17 protein-coding genes are annotated in these 15,087 nt (G+C 72.9%); 10 read left to right on the forward strand and 7 right to left on the reverse strand.

Features of this window, described 5'->3' with window-relative positions:
• Positions 1-120 precede the first annotated feature (120 nt).
• The 3 genes from DEJ21_RS07610 to DEJ21_RS07620 are packed head-to-tail and all read right to left on the reverse strand — an operon-like array spanning position 121 to position 2,890.
• Complete coding sequence (locus DEJ21_RS07610; protein WP_181435815.1) at positions 121-2,352, reverse strand: cation-translocating P-type ATPase; 2,232 nt, start codon at positions 2,350-2,352, stop codon at positions 121-123.
• Positions 2,349-2,567: a heavy-metal-associated domain-containing protein gene (locus DEJ21_RS07615; protein ID WP_111024449.1), complete on the reverse strand. Its 219-nt coding sequence runs from the start codon at positions 2,565-2,567 to the stop codon at positions 2,349-2,351. Before DEJ21_RS07615 ends, DEJ21_RS07610 begins: the two co-directional genes overlap by 4 nt.
• A gap of 32 nt (positions 2,568-2,599) precedes the next feature.
• A complete protein-coding gene (locus tag DEJ21_RS07620; RefSeq protein ID WP_027466001.1) occupies positions 2,600-2,890 on the reverse strand; it encodes a metal-sensitive transcriptional regulator in 291 nt (96 codons plus the stop codon).
• An 82-nt stretch (positions 2,891-2,972) separates the two neighbouring features.
• Between DEJ21_RS07620 and DEJ21_RS07625 the strand changes: the two genes are divergently transcribed.
• From DEJ21_RS07625 to DEJ21_RS07670, 10 genes are all read left to right on the forward strand, one after another.
• Positions 2,973-4,193 (forward strand): AraC family transcriptional regulator, encoded by a 1,221-nt coding sequence (locus DEJ21_RS07625; protein WP_111224207.1) that lies wholly within the window; start codon positions 2,973-2,975, stop codon positions 4,191-4,193.
• A gap of 169 nt (positions 4,194-4,362) precedes the next feature.
• Positions 4,363-4,821: an Asp23/Gls24 family envelope stress response protein gene (locus DEJ21_RS07630; protein WP_111024451.1), complete on the forward strand. Its 459-nt coding sequence runs from the start codon at positions 4,363-4,365 to the stop codon at positions 4,819-4,821.
• A complete protein-coding gene (locus DEJ21_RS07635; protein WP_017885412.1) occupies positions 4,818-5,009 on the forward strand; it encodes a DUF2273 domain-containing protein in 192 nt (63 codons plus the stop codon). Before DEJ21_RS07630 ends, DEJ21_RS07635 begins: the two co-directional genes overlap by 4 nt.
• Positions 5,006-5,320 carry a hypothetical protein gene (locus DEJ21_RS07640; protein ID WP_017885411.1) on the forward strand — a complete coding sequence of 105 codons (315 nt, stop codon included), beginning with the start codon at positions 5,006-5,008 and terminating at the stop codon, positions 5,318-5,320. Before DEJ21_RS07635 ends, DEJ21_RS07640 begins: the two co-directional genes overlap by 4 nt.
• A gap of 9 nt (positions 5,321-5,329) precedes the next feature.
• Positions 5,330-5,905, forward strand: coding sequence for a DUF6286 domain-containing protein (locus DEJ21_RS07645; protein ID WP_111224208.1), 576 nt, complete (start codon positions 5,330-5,332; stop codon positions 5,903-5,905).
• Positions 5,902-6,465, forward strand: a complete 564-nt coding sequence (locus DEJ21_RS07650; protein ID WP_110864128.1) for a hypothetical protein — start codon at positions 5,902-5,904, stop codon at positions 6,463-6,465. The genes DEJ21_RS07645 and DEJ21_RS07650 overlap by 4 nt, the downstream gene beginning before the upstream one ends.
• 82 nt (positions 6,466-6,547) lie before the next feature.
• Positions 6,548-6,721 (forward strand): CsbD family protein, encoded by a 174-nt coding sequence (locus DEJ21_RS07655; RefSeq protein ID WP_017885408.1) that lies wholly within the window; start codon positions 6,548-6,550, stop codon positions 6,719-6,721.
• A gap of 78 nt (positions 6,722-6,799) precedes the next feature.
• Positions 6,800-7,807 carry an Asp23/Gls24 family envelope stress response protein gene (locus DEJ21_RS07660; RefSeq protein WP_181435816.1) on the forward strand — a complete coding sequence of 336 codons (1,008 nt, stop codon included), beginning with the start codon at positions 6,800-6,802 and terminating at the stop codon, positions 7,805-7,807.
• Complete coding sequence (locus DEJ21_RS07665) at positions 7,804-8,220, forward strand: MFS transporter permease (protein WP_111224210.1); 417 nt, start codon at positions 7,804-7,806, stop codon at positions 8,218-8,220. Before DEJ21_RS07660 ends, DEJ21_RS07665 begins: the two co-directional genes overlap by 4 nt.
• Positions 8,221-8,322: 102 nt before the next feature.
• Positions 8,323-8,898 (forward strand): gamma-glutamylcyclotransferase family protein, encoded by a 576-nt coding sequence (locus tag DEJ21_RS07670; protein WP_258374935.1) that lies wholly within the window; start codon positions 8,323-8,325, stop codon positions 8,896-8,898.
• Here the strand turns inward: DEJ21_RS07670 and DEJ21_RS07675 are convergent.
• The 4 genes from DEJ21_RS07675 to DEJ21_RS07690 all read right to left on the reverse strand — a co-directional run bounded on the left by DEJ21_RS07675 (position 8,874) and on the right by DEJ21_RS07690 (position 15,014).
• Positions 8,874-9,863: an NAD(P)-dependent oxidoreductase gene (locus DEJ21_RS07675; RefSeq protein WP_111224211.1), complete on the reverse strand. Its 990-nt coding sequence runs from the start codon at positions 9,861-9,863 to the stop codon at positions 8,874-8,876. The two genes, DEJ21_RS07670 and DEJ21_RS07675, sit on opposite strands and share 25 nt — an antisense overlap.
• A 115-nt stretch (positions 9,864-9,978) precedes the next feature.
• Positions 9,979-12,696, reverse strand: coding sequence for an alpha/beta fold hydrolase (locus DEJ21_RS07680; protein ID WP_258374936.1), 2,718 nt, complete (start codon positions 12,694-12,696; stop codon positions 9,979-9,981).
• Positions 12,693-13,766, reverse strand: a complete 1,074-nt coding sequence (locus DEJ21_RS07685) for a 3-oxoacyl-ACP synthase III (RefSeq protein WP_042537701.1) — start codon at positions 13,764-13,766, stop codon at positions 12,693-12,695. The genes DEJ21_RS07680 and DEJ21_RS07685 overlap by 4 nt, the downstream gene beginning before the upstream one ends.
• Positions 13,767-13,835: 69 nt before the next feature.
• Complete coding sequence (locus tag DEJ21_RS07690; RefSeq protein WP_111224212.1) at positions 13,836-15,014, reverse strand: RimK family alpha-L-glutamate ligase; 1,179 nt, start codon at positions 15,012-15,014, stop codon at positions 13,836-13,838.
• Between the last annotated feature and the right edge of the window lie 73 nt (positions 15,015-15,087).

The following is a 15,087-nucleotide window of genomic DNA, read 5'->3' on the forward strand; positions in this document are numbered from 1 at the left end:
CGAGCGTAGTGCGCTCCGGCGGGTGGCGCGCACAGTCGGCCGGGAGGCGCGGCTCGCGTTCGCTGCGCGCGTCACGCCTCCCGGCCGGTCGCGTTCAGGGCCGCGGTCGGCTCGCCGGGTTCACGGCTGCGCCGCGAAGCGACGCAGCCGCAGGCTGTTCGTCACGACGAAGACCGACGAGAACGCCATCGCCGCACCCGCGAGCACCGGGTTCAGCAGCCCCGCCATCGCGAGCGGGATCGCCGCGACGTTGTACGCGAACGCCCAGAACAGGTTGCCCTTGATGACGCCGAGCGTCGCGCGCGACAGCCGGATGGCGTCGGCCACCACCGTGAGCCGACCGCTGACGACCGTGATGTCGCTCGCCGCGATGGCCGCGTCGGTGCCGGCCCCCATGGCGATGCCGAGGTCGGCCGCTGCCAGCGCCGCGGCGTCGTTCACGCCGTCGCCGACCATCGCGACGCTCCGCCCCTCGGACTGCAGCCGACGGACGGTCTCGAGCTTCGACGCCGGGGTCGCGCGGGCGTGCACCTCGTCGATGCCGACGCTCGCGGCGACCGCACGTGCGGCACCGTCGTTGTCACCGGTGAGCAGGACCGGGTGCAGGCCGAGCGCCCGGAAGCGGGCGATCGCGTCGGCGGCCTCGGGCTTCACGGTGTCGCCGACGACGACCACGCCCAGGGCACTGCCGTTCCGGGCGACGACGACCGCCGTGCCCCCGTCGGCCTCGGCACGGTCGACGGCGTTGGACAGCACCGGGGGCAGGGTGATCGACCACGAGTCGGCGAGCCAGCGGGTCGTGCCGACCAGGACGACGTCGCCGTCCACGACGGCCTGCACACCGGCGCCGGCGGTGGCGGTGAACTGCTCGGCCTGGGGCAGGTCAGCGCCCCGGGCACGGGCCGCGGTGGTCACGGCGCGGGCGACGGGGTGTTCGGAGCCGTCCTCGACCGCCGCGGCGAGGCGCAGGACGACGTCCTCGGTCTCGTCCAGGGCGGTGACCGACCGCAGGGTCATCGACCCCGTGGTGACGGTGCCGGTCTTGTCGAGCACGACGGTGTCGACACCGCGGGTGCGCTCGAGCACCTGCGGACCGCCGATCAGGATGCCGAGCTGGGAGCCGCGACCGGTGCCGACCAGCAGCGCGGTGGGCGTAGCGAGCCCGAGGGCGCACGGGCAGGCGATGATCAGGGTGGCGACGGCAGCGGTGAAGGCCGCGGTGACCGAGCCGCCGAGCACGAGCCAGCCGACGAAGGCCAGCACGGCGAGCGCGATGACGATCGGCACGAAGACCCCGGACACGCGGTCGGCCAGGCGCTGCACCTCGGCCTTGCCGGTCTGGGCGTCCTCGACCAGGCGCCCCATGCGGGCGAGCTCGGTGTCGGCACCGACGCGGGTGATCGCGACGACGAGCCGGCCGCCGACGTTGATCGTGGCGCCGGTGACCCGGTCGCCCGGTCCGACCTCGACCGGCACGGACTCGCCGGTGAGCATGCTGAGGTCGACGGCCGAGGAGCCGTCCTGCACCAAGCCGTCGCTCGGGATCCGCTCGCCGGGTCGCACCACGACGACGTCGCCGACGACCAGGGACGAGGCCGGCACGCGGTGTTCGGCGCCGTCGCGCAGGACCGTGGCGTCCTTCGCACCGAGTTCGAGCAGTGCCCGGAGTGCGGCGCCGGACTGCGTCTTCGCGCGGGCCTCCATGAACCGGCCGGCGAGGATGAACACCGTCACGGCCGTCGCGACCTCGAGGTACAGGTCGGTGGCCTCGGGGTCCGTGGCGAGCCACGAGAACGTCATGTGCATGCCGGTCGTGCCGGCGTCGCCGAAGAACAGGGCGTACAGCGACCACCCGAAGGCAGCGAGGACACCGACGCTCACCAGGGTGTCCATGGTGGCGGCACCGTGCCGGGCGTTGACCCACGCGGCGCGGTGGAACGGGAGCGCACCCCAGACCGCGACGGGCGCCGCGAGCGTCAGGGCGAGCCACTGCCAGTTCGGGAACTGCAGCGCCGGCACCATCGAGAGCACCACGACGGGCACCGCGAGCACGGCGGACACGACCAGGCGTCGGCGCAGCGGGCCGGTCGGGTCCTCGTCCACCGCGGGGTCGGCGTCGGCGGCTGCGGGCGCTGCCGGCACCGTGGCGCCGTAGCCGGCCGACTCCACCGCGGCGATGAGCGCCTCGGGGTCGGCGGTGCCGTCCGCGGCGACCTGCACCTGCGCCTTCTCGGTGGCGTAGTTGACGGTGGCGGTGACCCCGGGCAGCTTGCCGAGCTTCCGCTCGATGCGGTTCGCGCACGAGGCGCAGGTCATCCCGGTGATGTCGAGTTCGACGGTGCGGTCGGTCACGAGCGCACGACCTCGTACCCCGCCTCGGTGACGGCGGCGCGGAGGGCGTCCGCGTCGACGGGTGCCGCCGAGCTGACGGTGACCTCGGACGATCCACCGGGGACGAGTCGGACGTCGACGCCCGACACCCCGTCGACCTCGGTGAGTTCCTCGGTGACGCTCATCACGCAGTGGTCACAGGTCATGCCCTCGACGAGCAGCGTTTCGGTGGTCATGGTGTCTCCTTCTCGGTGGTCGATCGTCAGGGTCAGGAGCGGACGAGCCGGGCGATCGCCTGGCTGGCCTCGCGCACCTTCTCGTCGGCAGCGTCCCCGCCCTCGGCGACGGCCTCGGCGACGCAGTGCGCCAGGTGGTCCTCGAGCAGCGACAGCGCGACGCGTTCGAGCGCCCGGTTCGCCGCCGAGATCTGGGTCAGGACGTCGATGCAGTACGTCTCGTCCTCGACCATCCGTGCGATGCCGCGCACCTGCCCCTCGGCGCGACGGAGTCGCTTGAGCAGGTCGTCCTTGTCGCCGATGTACCCGACGTGTTCGTGCATGTCCGCCTCCACCGTTCTCAATACGGTACCCCCCTAGGGTATTCCTTTCCTTGTCCGGTGCAACTGATGTCATGATCGGCGCATGGACCCCTCGACGACGAACGGATTCCGCCGGCTGCGGTTCTCCGACGGCGAGGGTTCCGACTACTCCGAGATCTTCACGGCCGAGTACGGCGGCTCGGACTTCGCCTCCGAGACGTTCGCCACCGACGACACCCGGTACGAGTACACGGTCGTGGGCGACGACGACCTGTCGCTGCGCACCATGCGGGCTGAGGGCGGTCGGCGGGGCGGGGTCATCGGCGTGCGGGACGACCACGTGGTGTTCTGGCTCACCAAGGGCCGGCTCGAGATGCACTTCGCCGACCGCACCCGCGTCGTCGAGCCGGGCAGCCCGTACATCGCGTCGGCGTCCGAGGCCTACCGGTTCGAGTCCGACGGCACCGTCTACAACGGCGTGCACGTGGCCGACCGGTTCCTGCGGAGCGTCGGCCGCGACCTCGGCTACCGCCTGCCCGACGGCCCACTGTTGTTCGACCAGCAGGACGAGGTCGTCGCCCGGCGCGAACCCCTGCGGCACCTGATCCGTGAACTCGGGCCGGCCCTGGTCGACGACCGCGTGCTCGGACCGATGCGGACCGCCCTGAACCGCCGGCTGGCCGTCGTCATCCTCGACACGTTCCCCATCCGGAACCGCGGCGACGACGTGCCCGTGGCGAACCGGCTCCGCGACGCGATCCGCTTCATCGAGCTGCACGCCGCCGAACGACCCTCGGTCCCCACCATCGCCGCCGCCTGCGGACTGAGCCAGCGCGGGCTGCAGGACGTCTTCGCCCGGACGCTCGACACCACCCCGCACCGGTTCCTCCGCGACCACCGCCTGGACCGGGTGCGCGAGGAGCTGCTCCGCGCGGACCGGGGCGGCCCGGTCGCCCCGGCGGACTGTCCGCTCGTGTCCTCCGGCATCGCTGCGATCGCCCGCCGCTGGGGCTTCACCAACCCGGGGCGGTTCGCCGAGACCTACCGCGACCGGTTCGGTGAGGACCCGGCCGTGACGAAGCGCGCGTCGCTGGCTGCTCAGCCGGAGGCCGGCAAGGCGTCGTGGCGTGTCCGCCGTGCGGTGTCGTACATCGAGCAGCACCTCGACGACCCGCTCACGCTCGACGACATCGCGGCCGCCGCAGGGGTGCTCCCCCGACGGCTGCAACAGCTCTTCCGCGAGGAGCGCGGCGAGTCTCCGATGGCCTGTGTCCGTGCCATGCGGGCCGCTGCAGAGCGCAACGGCGCGGCCGGAAACGGCTGAACGGCCGGACGCAACACCCCGGGGGTACACACAGATCCCCGGATTTCCGGGGTTCCCTGGACATCTCCCGAATCCGAGAAGTCGTGTGTGACGAATCTCTTCCACAGCCCGTCTCATCCGTGAACAGCAACCGCTGGGAACGCCCGGCGGGTCAACGGAAGGAACGAACATGGCTGACACCATCACCCCCACCCCGGCCACCACGGCGACCCGTGCCACCTCGCACGCCGGCACCAGCGGCGTCACCGGCAAGACCGTCATCGACGACACCGTCGTGTCGAAGGTCGCCGGCATCGCCGCCCGCGAGGTCAACGGCGTGCACTCCCTCGGCAACGGCGCAGCCCGTGCCATCGGCGCGATCCGCGACGCCATCGGCCAGCGCGACTTCGGTCAGGGCGTCAAGGTCGAGGTCGGCGAGAAGCAGGTCGCCGCGGACATCGTGATCGTCGCCGAGTACCCGGTGTCGCTCCAGCAGGTCGCCGACGGCGTCCGTGCCGGCGTCGCCCGTGCCCTCGAGCAGATCGTCGGCATGGAGGTCGCCGAGGTCAACGTGACCGTCCAGGACGTCTACATCCCGGGCGACGACGACGACAACGAGGACGAGAAGAAGGAAGCCCGAGTCGCATGAGCAACACGCTGATCGGCGCCCTCATCGGCGCAGTCCTCGCCGTCGTGGCACTGCAGTTCGGGTTCTGGGGCTTCGTGCTCGTCATCGTCTTCGGTGCGATCGGGGCCCTCGTGGCCGCACTCGCCACCGGGCGCATCGACCGCGGTGCCCTGACCGACGTGCTGACCGGACGCCGGAGCTCCCGGTGAACGCCGGCCCGGACGTCCCGGGCCGCGTCGAGATCACCGCACGCGCGCTCACCTCGCTGGCGCGGGCCGTCGCAGCCGAAGGGCTCGGCGCCCCCGCCAAGCGGGTGCGCGTCGGACTCGGCGACGCGTCGGGAGCACTGTCGCTCGACATCACCGGGCCGATCGCCGCGAGCGACGACATCGTCTCCGGGTCGATCCGGATCGCGGACCAGGTCAAGGGCCGCGTGAGCGACCTGACCGGGCGTCGCGTCGGCAGCGCCCACATCGAACTCACCGGGATCGTGCGCGAGCACGAGTCCCGTGCCCGCTAGGAGGCCATCATGAGCAACGGTTCCGTCGAACGACGCATCCGTCGTCGGAGCGTGCACCGCTCCCGCTCCACAGCAGTGGCGGTGGCACTCGTGGTGCTCGCCCTGGTGGCCGCCTGGATCGGCACCGAGGCGGTGCTCGGCGCCATCGGACGCCCGCCCCTGGTCGCCGATCCCCAGACCGTGGTCGACACGGCGCTCCGCCCGGACGCCGCGTTCGTCACCATCGTCGAGGTCATCGCGGGTGTGCTCGTCGTCCTCGGCGTCGTGCTGGTCGTCCTGGCGCTCAAGCCCGGCCGCCAGCACCGATCGGTCGTCGAACACGAGCGTGGTGCGGTCGTCATCGACGCCCGCATCGTCGCCTCCACCGCGGCGAACGCTGCAGGCATGGCGGCCGGTGTCCCCGAGGGGAACGCCTCCGCCACCGCCCGTGGCCGTTCCACCGAGGTCCGCATCGTCCCCGTCACGGGTGTGCCCGTCGACGAGGCGAGCGTGCGCGCCGCCGTCGTGGAGCGTCTGAGCGGTCTCGACGAGCGCTTCGGCCGACGCGTCCGCGTCCGGGTCGAGGAGAAGGGAACCCTCGCATGACCAAGAGCAACCGGACCCTCAACCGGATCATCCTGTTCGTCCTCGGCCTCGTCGCCGTCGTCGTCGGGATCGCGATGGGCGCAGGCGTGCTGCCCGCCGTCCAGGACGCCGTCAAGCCGTACGTCGACCTCCCCCGCAGCCTCGACGTCCCCGCGTCCGCGCTGTGGATCGTCGCCGGGGCCGCGGCCCTCGTGATCGTCCTGTCCCTCGTGTGGGTGTTCACCCGCGGTGGTGGCGGCACGTCCGTCGCCGTCCGGGAACACTCGGGCGACGATGCGGTCACCGTCAACGTCGCACTCGTCCGGGACGTCCTCGAGCACGAACTCGCGGGTGTCCGCGACGTGGTCGGCTCCCGGGTCGACACCTACCTCGTCCGCCGGCAGCGCGCCGCCCGGATCCGTGTCGCGGTCCGCCGCGGCGGGGACGCCGTCAGCGTGCTCGACGCCGTCGACCGAGCCGTCGCGGTCCTCGACCGCACCCTCGGCCGTCCGGTCCCGGTGCTCGTGCACCTGACCGGCGGTACCCGCTCCGCGCTCGCGAAGTCGACCCGCGTCCACTGACACCCGTCAGCCGGACGCACCCCGGGCCTCCCGGCCCACCACCACACCACCGGGCGCACGCCCACTCACGAAAGGACCCGTCATGGGACTCGACGACAAGATCAAGAACGCCGCTCAGGACCTCGCCGGCAAGGCGAAGGAAGCCGTCGGCAACCTGACCAACGACGACGCCAAGGTCGCCGAAGGCAAGAAGGACCAGACCGCTGCGAGCGCGAAGCAGACCGGCGAGGACGTCAAGGACGTCTTCAAGAAGTAGGTCGCACGACCGCATCGGGGCACCCGTCGAACGGGTGCCCCGATGCGTCCCCGCGCAGATCCCGAACGAGGAGGAACCATGCAGCACGACCCCCATGCGAACACGCAGGTCACCGAGGTGGCGCTGCCCGCAGCACTGACGGAGCCGCTGCCCGACGACGCGAGCACCGCGACGATCGTCGCGCGCACCGCGGCGGAGACCGCGCTCGGCGTGCCCGGCGTGCACCACCTCGGCGGGATCGCCGCCCGTGCCGCCGACCAGCTGCGGAAGCAGCTCGGCCGTTCGGCGGGCACCACCGGCGTGCAGGTCGACGAACAGGACGGCGTGCTCAGCGTGCAGGTCGCCGTCGTCGTCAGCTACCCGCACCCGGTGCTCGACGTGGCCGCCGAGGTCCGGCAGCAGGTCACCGCAGCCACCCGACAGCTGTCCGACCTCCGCACCTCGGTCGACGTGCGCGTCCTCGACGTGCACGGACCGTTCGACGACGAGCAGTCCCCGCTCGGCCGCGCCGCAGAGCAGGCGACCGATGCCGTGAAGCAGGCGGCGGAGTCGACCGGCGAGGCCGTCAAGCAGGCCGCCGAGACCACCGCGGACGCCACCAAGCGCGCCGCGACGGCCACGGCGGACGCGACGAAGCAGGCCGCCGACGCCACGGCCGACGTGGCGAAGCAGGCAGCGTCCGCCACCGCCGACGCCACCAAGCAGGCCGCGTCCGCCACAGCCGACGCCACCAAGCAGGCCGCCGACGCGACAGCCGACGCCACCAAGCGCGCTGCCGACGCCACCGCCGACACGACGAAGCGTGCCGTCGACGCCGCGGCCGAGACGGGCGAGCGTGTGCATGACTCCGCCTCGGAGTCCCTGGCCCGGGCATCGGAGCAGGCGGCCGATGCGGCATCGTCCGCGAAGGGCGCCGCCGAGCAGGCCCGTGACGTCGTCGTCGACACAGCCGGCACGACCCGCGACCGGGCCGCCGACGCTGCCGATGCAGCGGCCGACGCTGCCGACGCTGCCGACGACGCAGCCGTCGCCGCCGATGCGGCAGCGGATGCCGCCACGGCTCCCCGTCACCGGGACCAGCCGTGACCACCGCCTGGTCCGGAGGGCGCCGGTCCCGCGACCGGCGTCCCCGACCCCGCGGCGTCTGGATCGCCGGCGGCATCGGGGTCTTCCTCGTGATGGCCATCGCGGTCGGCGGCTTCCTGCCGCTGGTCGGGTTCCTCGGCGGGGTCACCGCCACCACTGCCGGTCTCGTGCCGTTCCCGTTCGTCCGGGTCACCCTGATCGCCCTGCTCGGTGCGGTCGTGGTGCTCGGCCTGCTCCTGCTCGCCCTGACCCGCCGGCACACCGCCACCGCGACGACCGCCGTCGTGCTCGCCGTCCTGGTGAGCGTGGCCGTCACCCTGGTCCCCGTCGTCCTGGTCGCCGTCGGCTCCGCCGACCGCGCCGGCGACGTCTGGCCGATCGTCACCGAGCTCTGGACCCGCTTCGCCGGCTGACGTCGTGCACACGGTCCCGGCCTGGAGGCCCGCCCCACACCCGACCCGGTCGGCGCACCCGGGTGGTCCTGCGGTCCGCTGCCCGTCCGCTAGCCTCGCGACGTGAAGCGTCTCTCCCCCGGCCAGCGCTGGGTCATCGGTCTCGGCGCGTTCGCGCTCGTCTGTCTCGTCGTCGGCGTCATCGGGCTCGCGGTCGGCTTCCGCTGGGGCGGCGCCCTCGGCGTCATCGGGCTGCTGCACCTCGGCCTGACCGGCCTGGCCGGTGCACTCGTCTGGACCTCGACCCCTGCGATCGCTCCGCGTCCCGTCAAACGTCCGACGCCGCGCCCCGGCGAGACGCACCGGGTCTTCTCGTACGGCACGCTCCAGCAGCCGCTCGTGCAGGAGTCGCTGTTCGGCGACCACGTCCCCACCACCCCGGACTCCCTGCCCGGCTGGCGGCTCGACTGGGTGACGATCACCGACCCGGACGTCATCCGGACGAGCGGCTCCGACCGGCACCCGATCCTCCGCCGCGGCTCTGCCGGCGACGTCGTCGAGGGTGTGGCCCTGACGCTCGGGTACGAGTGGCAGCTCCGCGCGGTCGACGGCTACGAGGTCGCCGACTACCAGCGCATCCGGGTCACGCTGGCCTCGGGCTGGACGGCCTGGGTCTACGTGGCGGCCGACGAGGCCTGAGCCGCGGCGCGCAGCCGTTCGAGCCCCTCGTCGATCGACACCGACGGGGTCCACCGCAGGTCGCTCCGGGTCCGTCGCTGGTCGAACCAGTGCGCCGTCGAGAGCTGTTCGGCCAGGAACCGGGTCATCGGCGGTTCGTCCTCCCCCGGTCGGACGCGCCAGACGGCCTCGACCACGGAGCCCGCGGCCCGCGCGACCGCGGCCGGCACGTGCCACTGCGGCGGTCGGACGCCCGACGCCGTGCAGATGCCGGCGAGCAGGTCGGCGACCGGGCGGGGCTCACCGTTCGTGACGACGTACGCGTTGCCGTGGACGCCGTCGTCCGTGACGCGTTCGAGCGCCGCGACCATGGCCGTCGCGGCGTTGTCGACGTAGAGCGTGTCGATGAGCGCGGCGCCGGAGTCGAGCAGCGGGAGCCGTCCGGCCCGAGCACGCTCGACGATCCGTCCGACGAGCTGGGTGTCGCCCGGACCCCACACCAGGTGCGGCCGGACCGCCACGACGGCGAAGTCCGGGGCGTCGGCGTCGAGTGCCAGCAGCTCCGCCGCGGCCTTGGTGCGGGCGTAGTCGCCACGAGCGCGGGACGGCTCGGCCGGACCGGCGTCGGCCCCGACGAGCGACGAACCGGTGTGCGCGACCGACGGCGACGACACGAAGACGAAGCGCCCGACGCCGGCGGCACGGGCGGCCTGCAGCAGCGAGCGCGTGCCCTCGATGTTGACCCGGGCGAAGTCGGCCGGGTCCCCGGCGAGCGACACCTTCGCGGCCAGGTGCACGACGGCGTCGACCCCGTCGACCGCGCGGGCGATCGCCGCGTCGTCGGTCATCGTCCCGGTGACGTCCTGCACCCCGGGCACTCCGGAGGGACGACGTTGGAAGGTCCGGACCTCGTGCCCGGCGTCCCGCACGGCTGCGGCGGTGGCCTGCCCGAGGAACCCGCTGGCCCCGGTGACCAGGACCTTCACGGGCGGACCATCCGTCCGCCGTCTCGAACCGCGACGGGTCGGCGATTCGTGCTCACCGACACCTCACGCCCCCGACGGCCCGTGAGGTGTCGGTGACCGCGTGAGAACGCGCCGATCACGGGCGGACCATCCGGCCGCCGGACAGCACCGAGCCGGCCCAGCGGGACAGCCGGGTGCGGTCGACCTTGGAGTTGTGCCGGATGTCGGTCGGCAGCACGGGCACGACGAGCACCGCGGCGAGTGGGACTCCGGCGGCGGCACGGACCGCTGCGGCGAGCGACGGCGACGCCAGCCCGGGCCGGCGCACGGCAGGGTCGGTCTCGACGACGGCCACCACCTGCTGGGTGCCGATCGGCCCGATGCCCGCGACCCCGGCACGTCCGACACCGTCGACGCCCTCGATCCGCTGCTCCGGCCCCACCGGCGTGACGACCCCGTCCGGAGTCACCAGCACGTGCTGCAGCCGGCCCTCGACCCAGATCCGTCCCGCGGCGTCCAGGTGTCCGACGTCCCCGGTGCGGTGCCCGCGCGGGTCGTCGACGCCGAGGCGCGAGACCCGGTCGGTGCGCCAGAGCCGGTCGTAGTGGTCGCGCACGTGTGGTGCCGCGACGACGATCTCGCCGGTGACCCCGGGCTCGTCCGTCAGGGCTCCGGTCGAGCGCCCAGAACCGTCGAGCGGTGCGATGCGGACGCGGACGTTCGCTGCCGGCACCCCGACGCAGATCCCCTCGTCGTCGGACCGGCCGGCGGCACGGACCCCGTCGAGGTCGACGTCGGTCATGAGCAGCCCCTCGGTCATGCCGTAGGGGGTGTGGGCGCTGGCGTTCGGCATCAGCTCGGTCGCCGCGGTCAGCAGCGCAGCCGAGACGGGAGCCCCGGCCGACAGGAACAGCCGCACGCCCTTCAGTGCCTGGCGGTCGGCGTCGGTGAGCTCCGACGCGGTCGCGACGACGTTCGCCAGGGCCGCGGGCGACAGGAACACCACGGTGGCGTCGGCCGCGGCGACCGAGGCCGCGACCGCCTTCGCCGTCAGGGTGCGCGGCGCGGTGACGTCCATGTCGGGCGCGACCGACCGGGCGCCGAGGGCCGGACCGAGCAGCGCGAACGGCGCGAACCCGGCGACGAGGCCGGTGCCGACTCCGACGTCGTACTGGGTGGCCAGGGCGTCCCGGACGGCGCTGAGCTGCCCGTGCGTGTACACGACGCCCTTCGCCGGGCCGGTCGACCCCGAGGTGAAGAGCACGGCGGCGGGAGCGTCCGACGACGGGGCCGCCGGCAGCGCGGTGCCGTGGGCGAGACGGCGGGCACCACGTCGGGCGACGTCGACGAGCGTGTGCTCCACCCGCAGTGCCTTCCGTGCCGGTGCGGGCAGCGAGAGCGTCGCGATGCGTCGCCCCGGCCAGCCGAGGGCACGCGCGGCACCGAGCCCGGGCAGCGCGCCGATGATCCAGTCGGGTCGGGCGCCGCGGACCGCGCGGGTCAGGCCGCCGAGTCCGAGACCGGCATCCGCGACGACGACGACCGCGCCGATCCGCACGCAGGCGTACAGGACGGCGGTCAGGTCGGCACCGGGGGTCACCAGGAGCGAGACACGGTCGCCGCTGCGGACGCCCAGGTCGTCGAGGCCTGCGGCGATCTCGTCCACCCGTCGGGCGAGCAGCCGCCACGTGATCGTGCGGGGGCCACCGGCTGCGGCCATCTCGACCAGCGCGGGTTCGTCACTGGCACGCAGTTCGTCGAGCCGTGCCCAGAGCGGCGGGGTCGCCGGTGCGGGCTGGCCCGGGTCCACGACGTCGGACTGGAGGCCCGTGGGGGCCTGCGCAGGACGGCCACCGTCCGGCAGGCGGTCACCGAGCCAGTCGAACACCGTGCCCGCCACGTCGGCGTCATCGGGCAGCAGGTGCCCGGCGCCCTCGAACCGGTGGACGTCGGCGTGCGGCACACGTTCGGTCAGATCGTCCAGGTAGCGCTCGAGGAACACCGGGTCGCGCGGACCCCAGAGCAGGAGCACCGGCACGTCGAGCGCGGCGACCCCGGCGGCGATGCGGTCGAGTTCGGGGGCGCTCCGGTGCCGGGCGTCGACGGGGATGTCCGCGACGAAGCCGCCGATTCCACCGCGGCGGGCGGCACCGCGGTAGGGCGCACGGTAGCCGTCGGCCGTGGCACGGTCGAGCTTCGGGTGCGCGATGGCCAGGGTGGTCTCGAGGAACGCCGGGGTCACGACCGTCGCGCGGCCGAGCATCCCCGGGCCGAGGGCGAGCCGCAACGGTGCGGGGATCGGGGCGTCGTCGGGCTGGTGCACGGCCGTGTTGCACGTCATCGCGGCGGCCAGGACGTCCGGGTGGTCGACCGCCCAACCGAGCGACACGACGCCACCCCAGTCGTGGCCGAGGGTGACGACCGGTCCGGTCAGCCCGAGTTCGTCGGTCAGGGCCCCGAGATCCGCGACGCGCTGTGCCAGTCCACGCTCGACTCCGGTGCGCTCCGAGAAGCCCATGTCGAGCTGGTCGACGGCGACCACGCGCCAGGCCGGGCCGCCGGCTCGGGCGACCTCGAGCGAGGTGCGGAGCACCGACCGCCACAGGTACGACCAGGTCGGGTTGCCGTGCACGCAGAGGATCGTGCCGACCGGTTCCACGCCGAGCGCGGCCAGGGACCCGGCCGTGTCGAGGAGGTGCCAGGTGCGCGCGGCGCGATCCGTGCCTCCCGACCGTTCTGCAGACCACGCGGGGACCGTGACCAGGCGCGACCAGGCGGGGTCGAGGCCGGGCAGGGAGGGCGGCTGCGTCGCCGGAGCCGTGCTCGCGGCGACGCGGGGCAGCCGGGACCTCACCAGTGGAGTTCCATCATCGCCGTGTTGATGCCGGAACCGACGCCGCCCAGGAACACGCGGTCACCGCGACGGATGCCGCCGGAAGCGACCTCGTCGGCCAGGGTGATCGGGATCGACGCGGGACCGACGTTGCCGAAGCGCTGGTAGGTGGTGGGGACCTTGTCGCGCGGGATGCCGATCGCCTCGACGAAGGCGTTGGTGTGCACGTCGGAGACCTGGTGCAGCACGTAGCGGTCCATGTCGGCCCAGTCGAAGTGGGCGCGGGCCTCGGTCCAGGCGGCGACGACGAGCTCCATGCCGCCCTTGAGCAGCATCTTCGCGTCCGTGAACATGCCGTCGACGCTGCCCACGCACAGGTCGTACCACTGGGTCGCCGCGCGGGTGACGCCGCCGACGATCCGGTGTCCTTCGGGGTGCAGGTCCGCCGGGCCGAGCACGGCCGCCGCGGCACCGGACCCGAGGGTCAGGCTGGCGAACTCGCTCATGAAGTCCTTGCGGTTCCGGCCGCCCTGGTTCAGACGGTCGATGGTGTTGAGCTGCACCTGGTCGGCGTCCTCGCCGTCGACGACGAGCGCGTACTTGATCTGCCCGGAGTCGATCATGCCCGCGGCGACGCTCATGGCGTTGACGAACCCCAGGCAGGCGTTCGCGATGTCGAAGTTGATGGCGGACGACGGCAGCCCGAGACCGTGGTGCAGGCGGACGGCCACCGACGGCTCGAGGTGCGGACGGGTCACCGAGGTGTTGATGAGCAGCCCGATCTCGTCCGGACGGACACCGGCTTCGGCCATGGCGCGGCGGCCGGCGTCGATCGCGGCGTCTTGGAAGGTCTGCCCCTCGCCCCAGTTGCGACGCTCGATGACCCCGGCGACGCGCTCGAGCAGTCCCATCGGCAGACGGAGTCGACGGAGGACCCCGCGGAGCTTGGCCTCGATGTCGGCCGAGGTCGTCACACGCTCCGCCGTGGTGGTCGCCACGGAGAGCAGTGAGACGTTCCGGTGCTTCGCCGTGGCGTTGCCGGGCTGCTCCGGTTCACTGCTCGATGCCTGGTCGACCGGCCGTTCCGTCATGATCGTCACCGACACATACTTCCGCATCTGGCCTGTGTGCGCGATCCGGATGCGCTGGACGGCTCCGGATCAGACGTCCTTCGGCAGCTTCCGCACCTTCGCGCGCCGCTTGCGGCGCTCCGGGATCATCGACCGCATCTCCTCGAGCTTGCCGAAGCAGAGCAGGCGGTCCCCCGGCTCGAGGGCGACGCCACTGCGCGGGTTCGGGATGACGTTCGAGCCGCGGTGCAGCGTGAGGACCGTGATGTCACGGTCCCAGAGCCCGGACTCCTTGATCGTCTTGCCGACCAGGTCGGCGTTGGTGTGCACGAGGAGCTCGGCGACGCCGTAGCCGGTCGAGACGGACAGCCGCTGGCGGACGTCGATCTCGGGGAACGCGACCTGGTTCGCGATGAAGTCGACGATCGCACCGGCGATGTCGAGGCCGGTGGCGCGCTCGACGCCCTCGAGCCCCGGTGAGGAGTTGACCTCCATCACGAGCGGCCCGTCGTTGCCCTCGAGCATGTCGACGCCGGCGACCTTGAGGCCCATGATCTGCGCCGAGCGCACGGCCACCGCCTCGTACTCGGGCGAGAGCGTGACCTTCTCGACGGTGCCGCCGCGGTGCACGTTGGAGCGGAACTCGTCGCCCGAGGCGGTCCGACGCATTGCAGCCACGACCCGGTCACCGACGACGAGGGCCCGGATGTCACGACCGCGGCTCTCGGCGATGAACCGCTGGATCAGGACGTTCTGCTTCGTGGAGTGCAGGGTCTCGACGATCGACTCGGCCACCTTCGCCTCGGGTGCCAGGATCACGCCGATGCCCTGCGTGCCCTCGAGGAGCTTGATGACGACGGGCGCGCCGCCGACCCGTTCGATCGCGCCGCGCACGTCGTTGCGGCCGGCCACGAAGGTCGTCGCCGGCATGCCGATGTCGTGTCGCGACAGGATCTGGTTCGCCCGGAGCTTGTCCCGCGAGTTCGTGATGCCGTTCGCCGTGTTCGGCGTGTAGACGTCCATCTGCTCGAACTGCCGCACCACGGCGGTGCCGTAGTAGGTGATCGAGTTGCCGATGCGCGGCAGCACGGCGTCGTAGTCGCTCAGCAGCTTGCCGCGGTAGAGCAGGTCCGGGTCGTCGCCGGCCAGGTCGATCGCGAAGCGCAGGGTGTTGAGCACCTTGACCTCGTGACCGCGGTCGAGTGCCGCTGCGCGGAGGCGCTGGGTCGAGTACGCCTGGGGCGCGCGCGACAGGATGGCGAGTTTCATCGAGGGGTTCTCCGCTGGGTCGGATCGACGGCGACGCCCCATCAAAGCATGCGGACGTGGCCGCGGAGCATGC

Source organism: Curtobacterium sp. MCSS17_006, assembly GCF_003234215.1.
GTDB classification, from domain to species: domain Bacteria; phylum Actinomycetota; class Actinomycetes; order Actinomycetales; family Microbacteriaceae; genus Curtobacterium; species Curtobacterium flaccumfaciens.

Excerpts from the sequence above, each read along its gene's own strand:
- DEJ21_RS07615 (WP_111024449.1), bottom strand. The coding sequence starts at position 2,567 with ATGACCACCGAAACGCTGCTCGTCGAGGGCATGACCTGTGACCACTGC.
- DEJ21_RS07620 (WP_027466001.1), bottom strand. The coding sequence starts at position 2,890 with ATGCACGAACACGTCGGGTACATCGGCGACAAGGACGACCTGCTCAAG.
- DEJ21_RS07625 (WP_111224207.1), top strand. The coding sequence starts at position 2,973 with ATGGACCCCTCGACGACGAACGGATTCCGCCGGCTGCGGTTCTCCGAC.
- DEJ21_RS07630 (WP_111024451.1), top strand. The coding sequence starts at position 4,363 with ATGGCTGACACCATCACCCCCACCCCGGCCACCACGGCGACCCGTGCC.
- DEJ21_RS07635 (WP_017885412.1), top strand. The coding sequence starts at position 4,818 with ATGAGCAACACGCTGATCGGCGCCCTCATCGGCGCAGTCCTCGCCGTC.
- DEJ21_RS07645 (WP_111224208.1), top strand. The coding sequence starts at position 5,330 with ATGAGCAACGGTTCCGTCGAACGACGCATCCGTCGTCGGAGCGTGCAC.
- DEJ21_RS07650 (WP_110864128.1), top strand. The coding sequence starts at position 5,902 with ATGACCAAGAGCAACCGGACCCTCAACCGGATCATCCTGTTCGTCCTC.
- DEJ21_RS07655 (WP_017885408.1), top strand. The coding sequence starts at position 6,548 with ATGGGACTCGACGACAAGATCAAGAACGCCGCTCAGGACCTCGCCGGC.
- DEJ21_RS07660 (WP_181435816.1), top strand. The coding sequence starts at position 6,800 with ATGCAGCACGACCCCCATGCGAACACGCAGGTCACCGAGGTGGCGCTG.
- DEJ21_RS07685 (WP_042537701.1), bottom strand. The coding sequence starts at position 13,766 with ATGACGGAACGGCCGGTCGACCAGGCATCGAGCAGTGAACCGGAGCAG.
- DEJ21_RS07690 (WP_111224212.1), bottom strand. The coding sequence starts at position 15,014 with ATGAAACTCGCCATCCTGTCGCGCGCGCCCCAGGCGTACTCGACCCAG.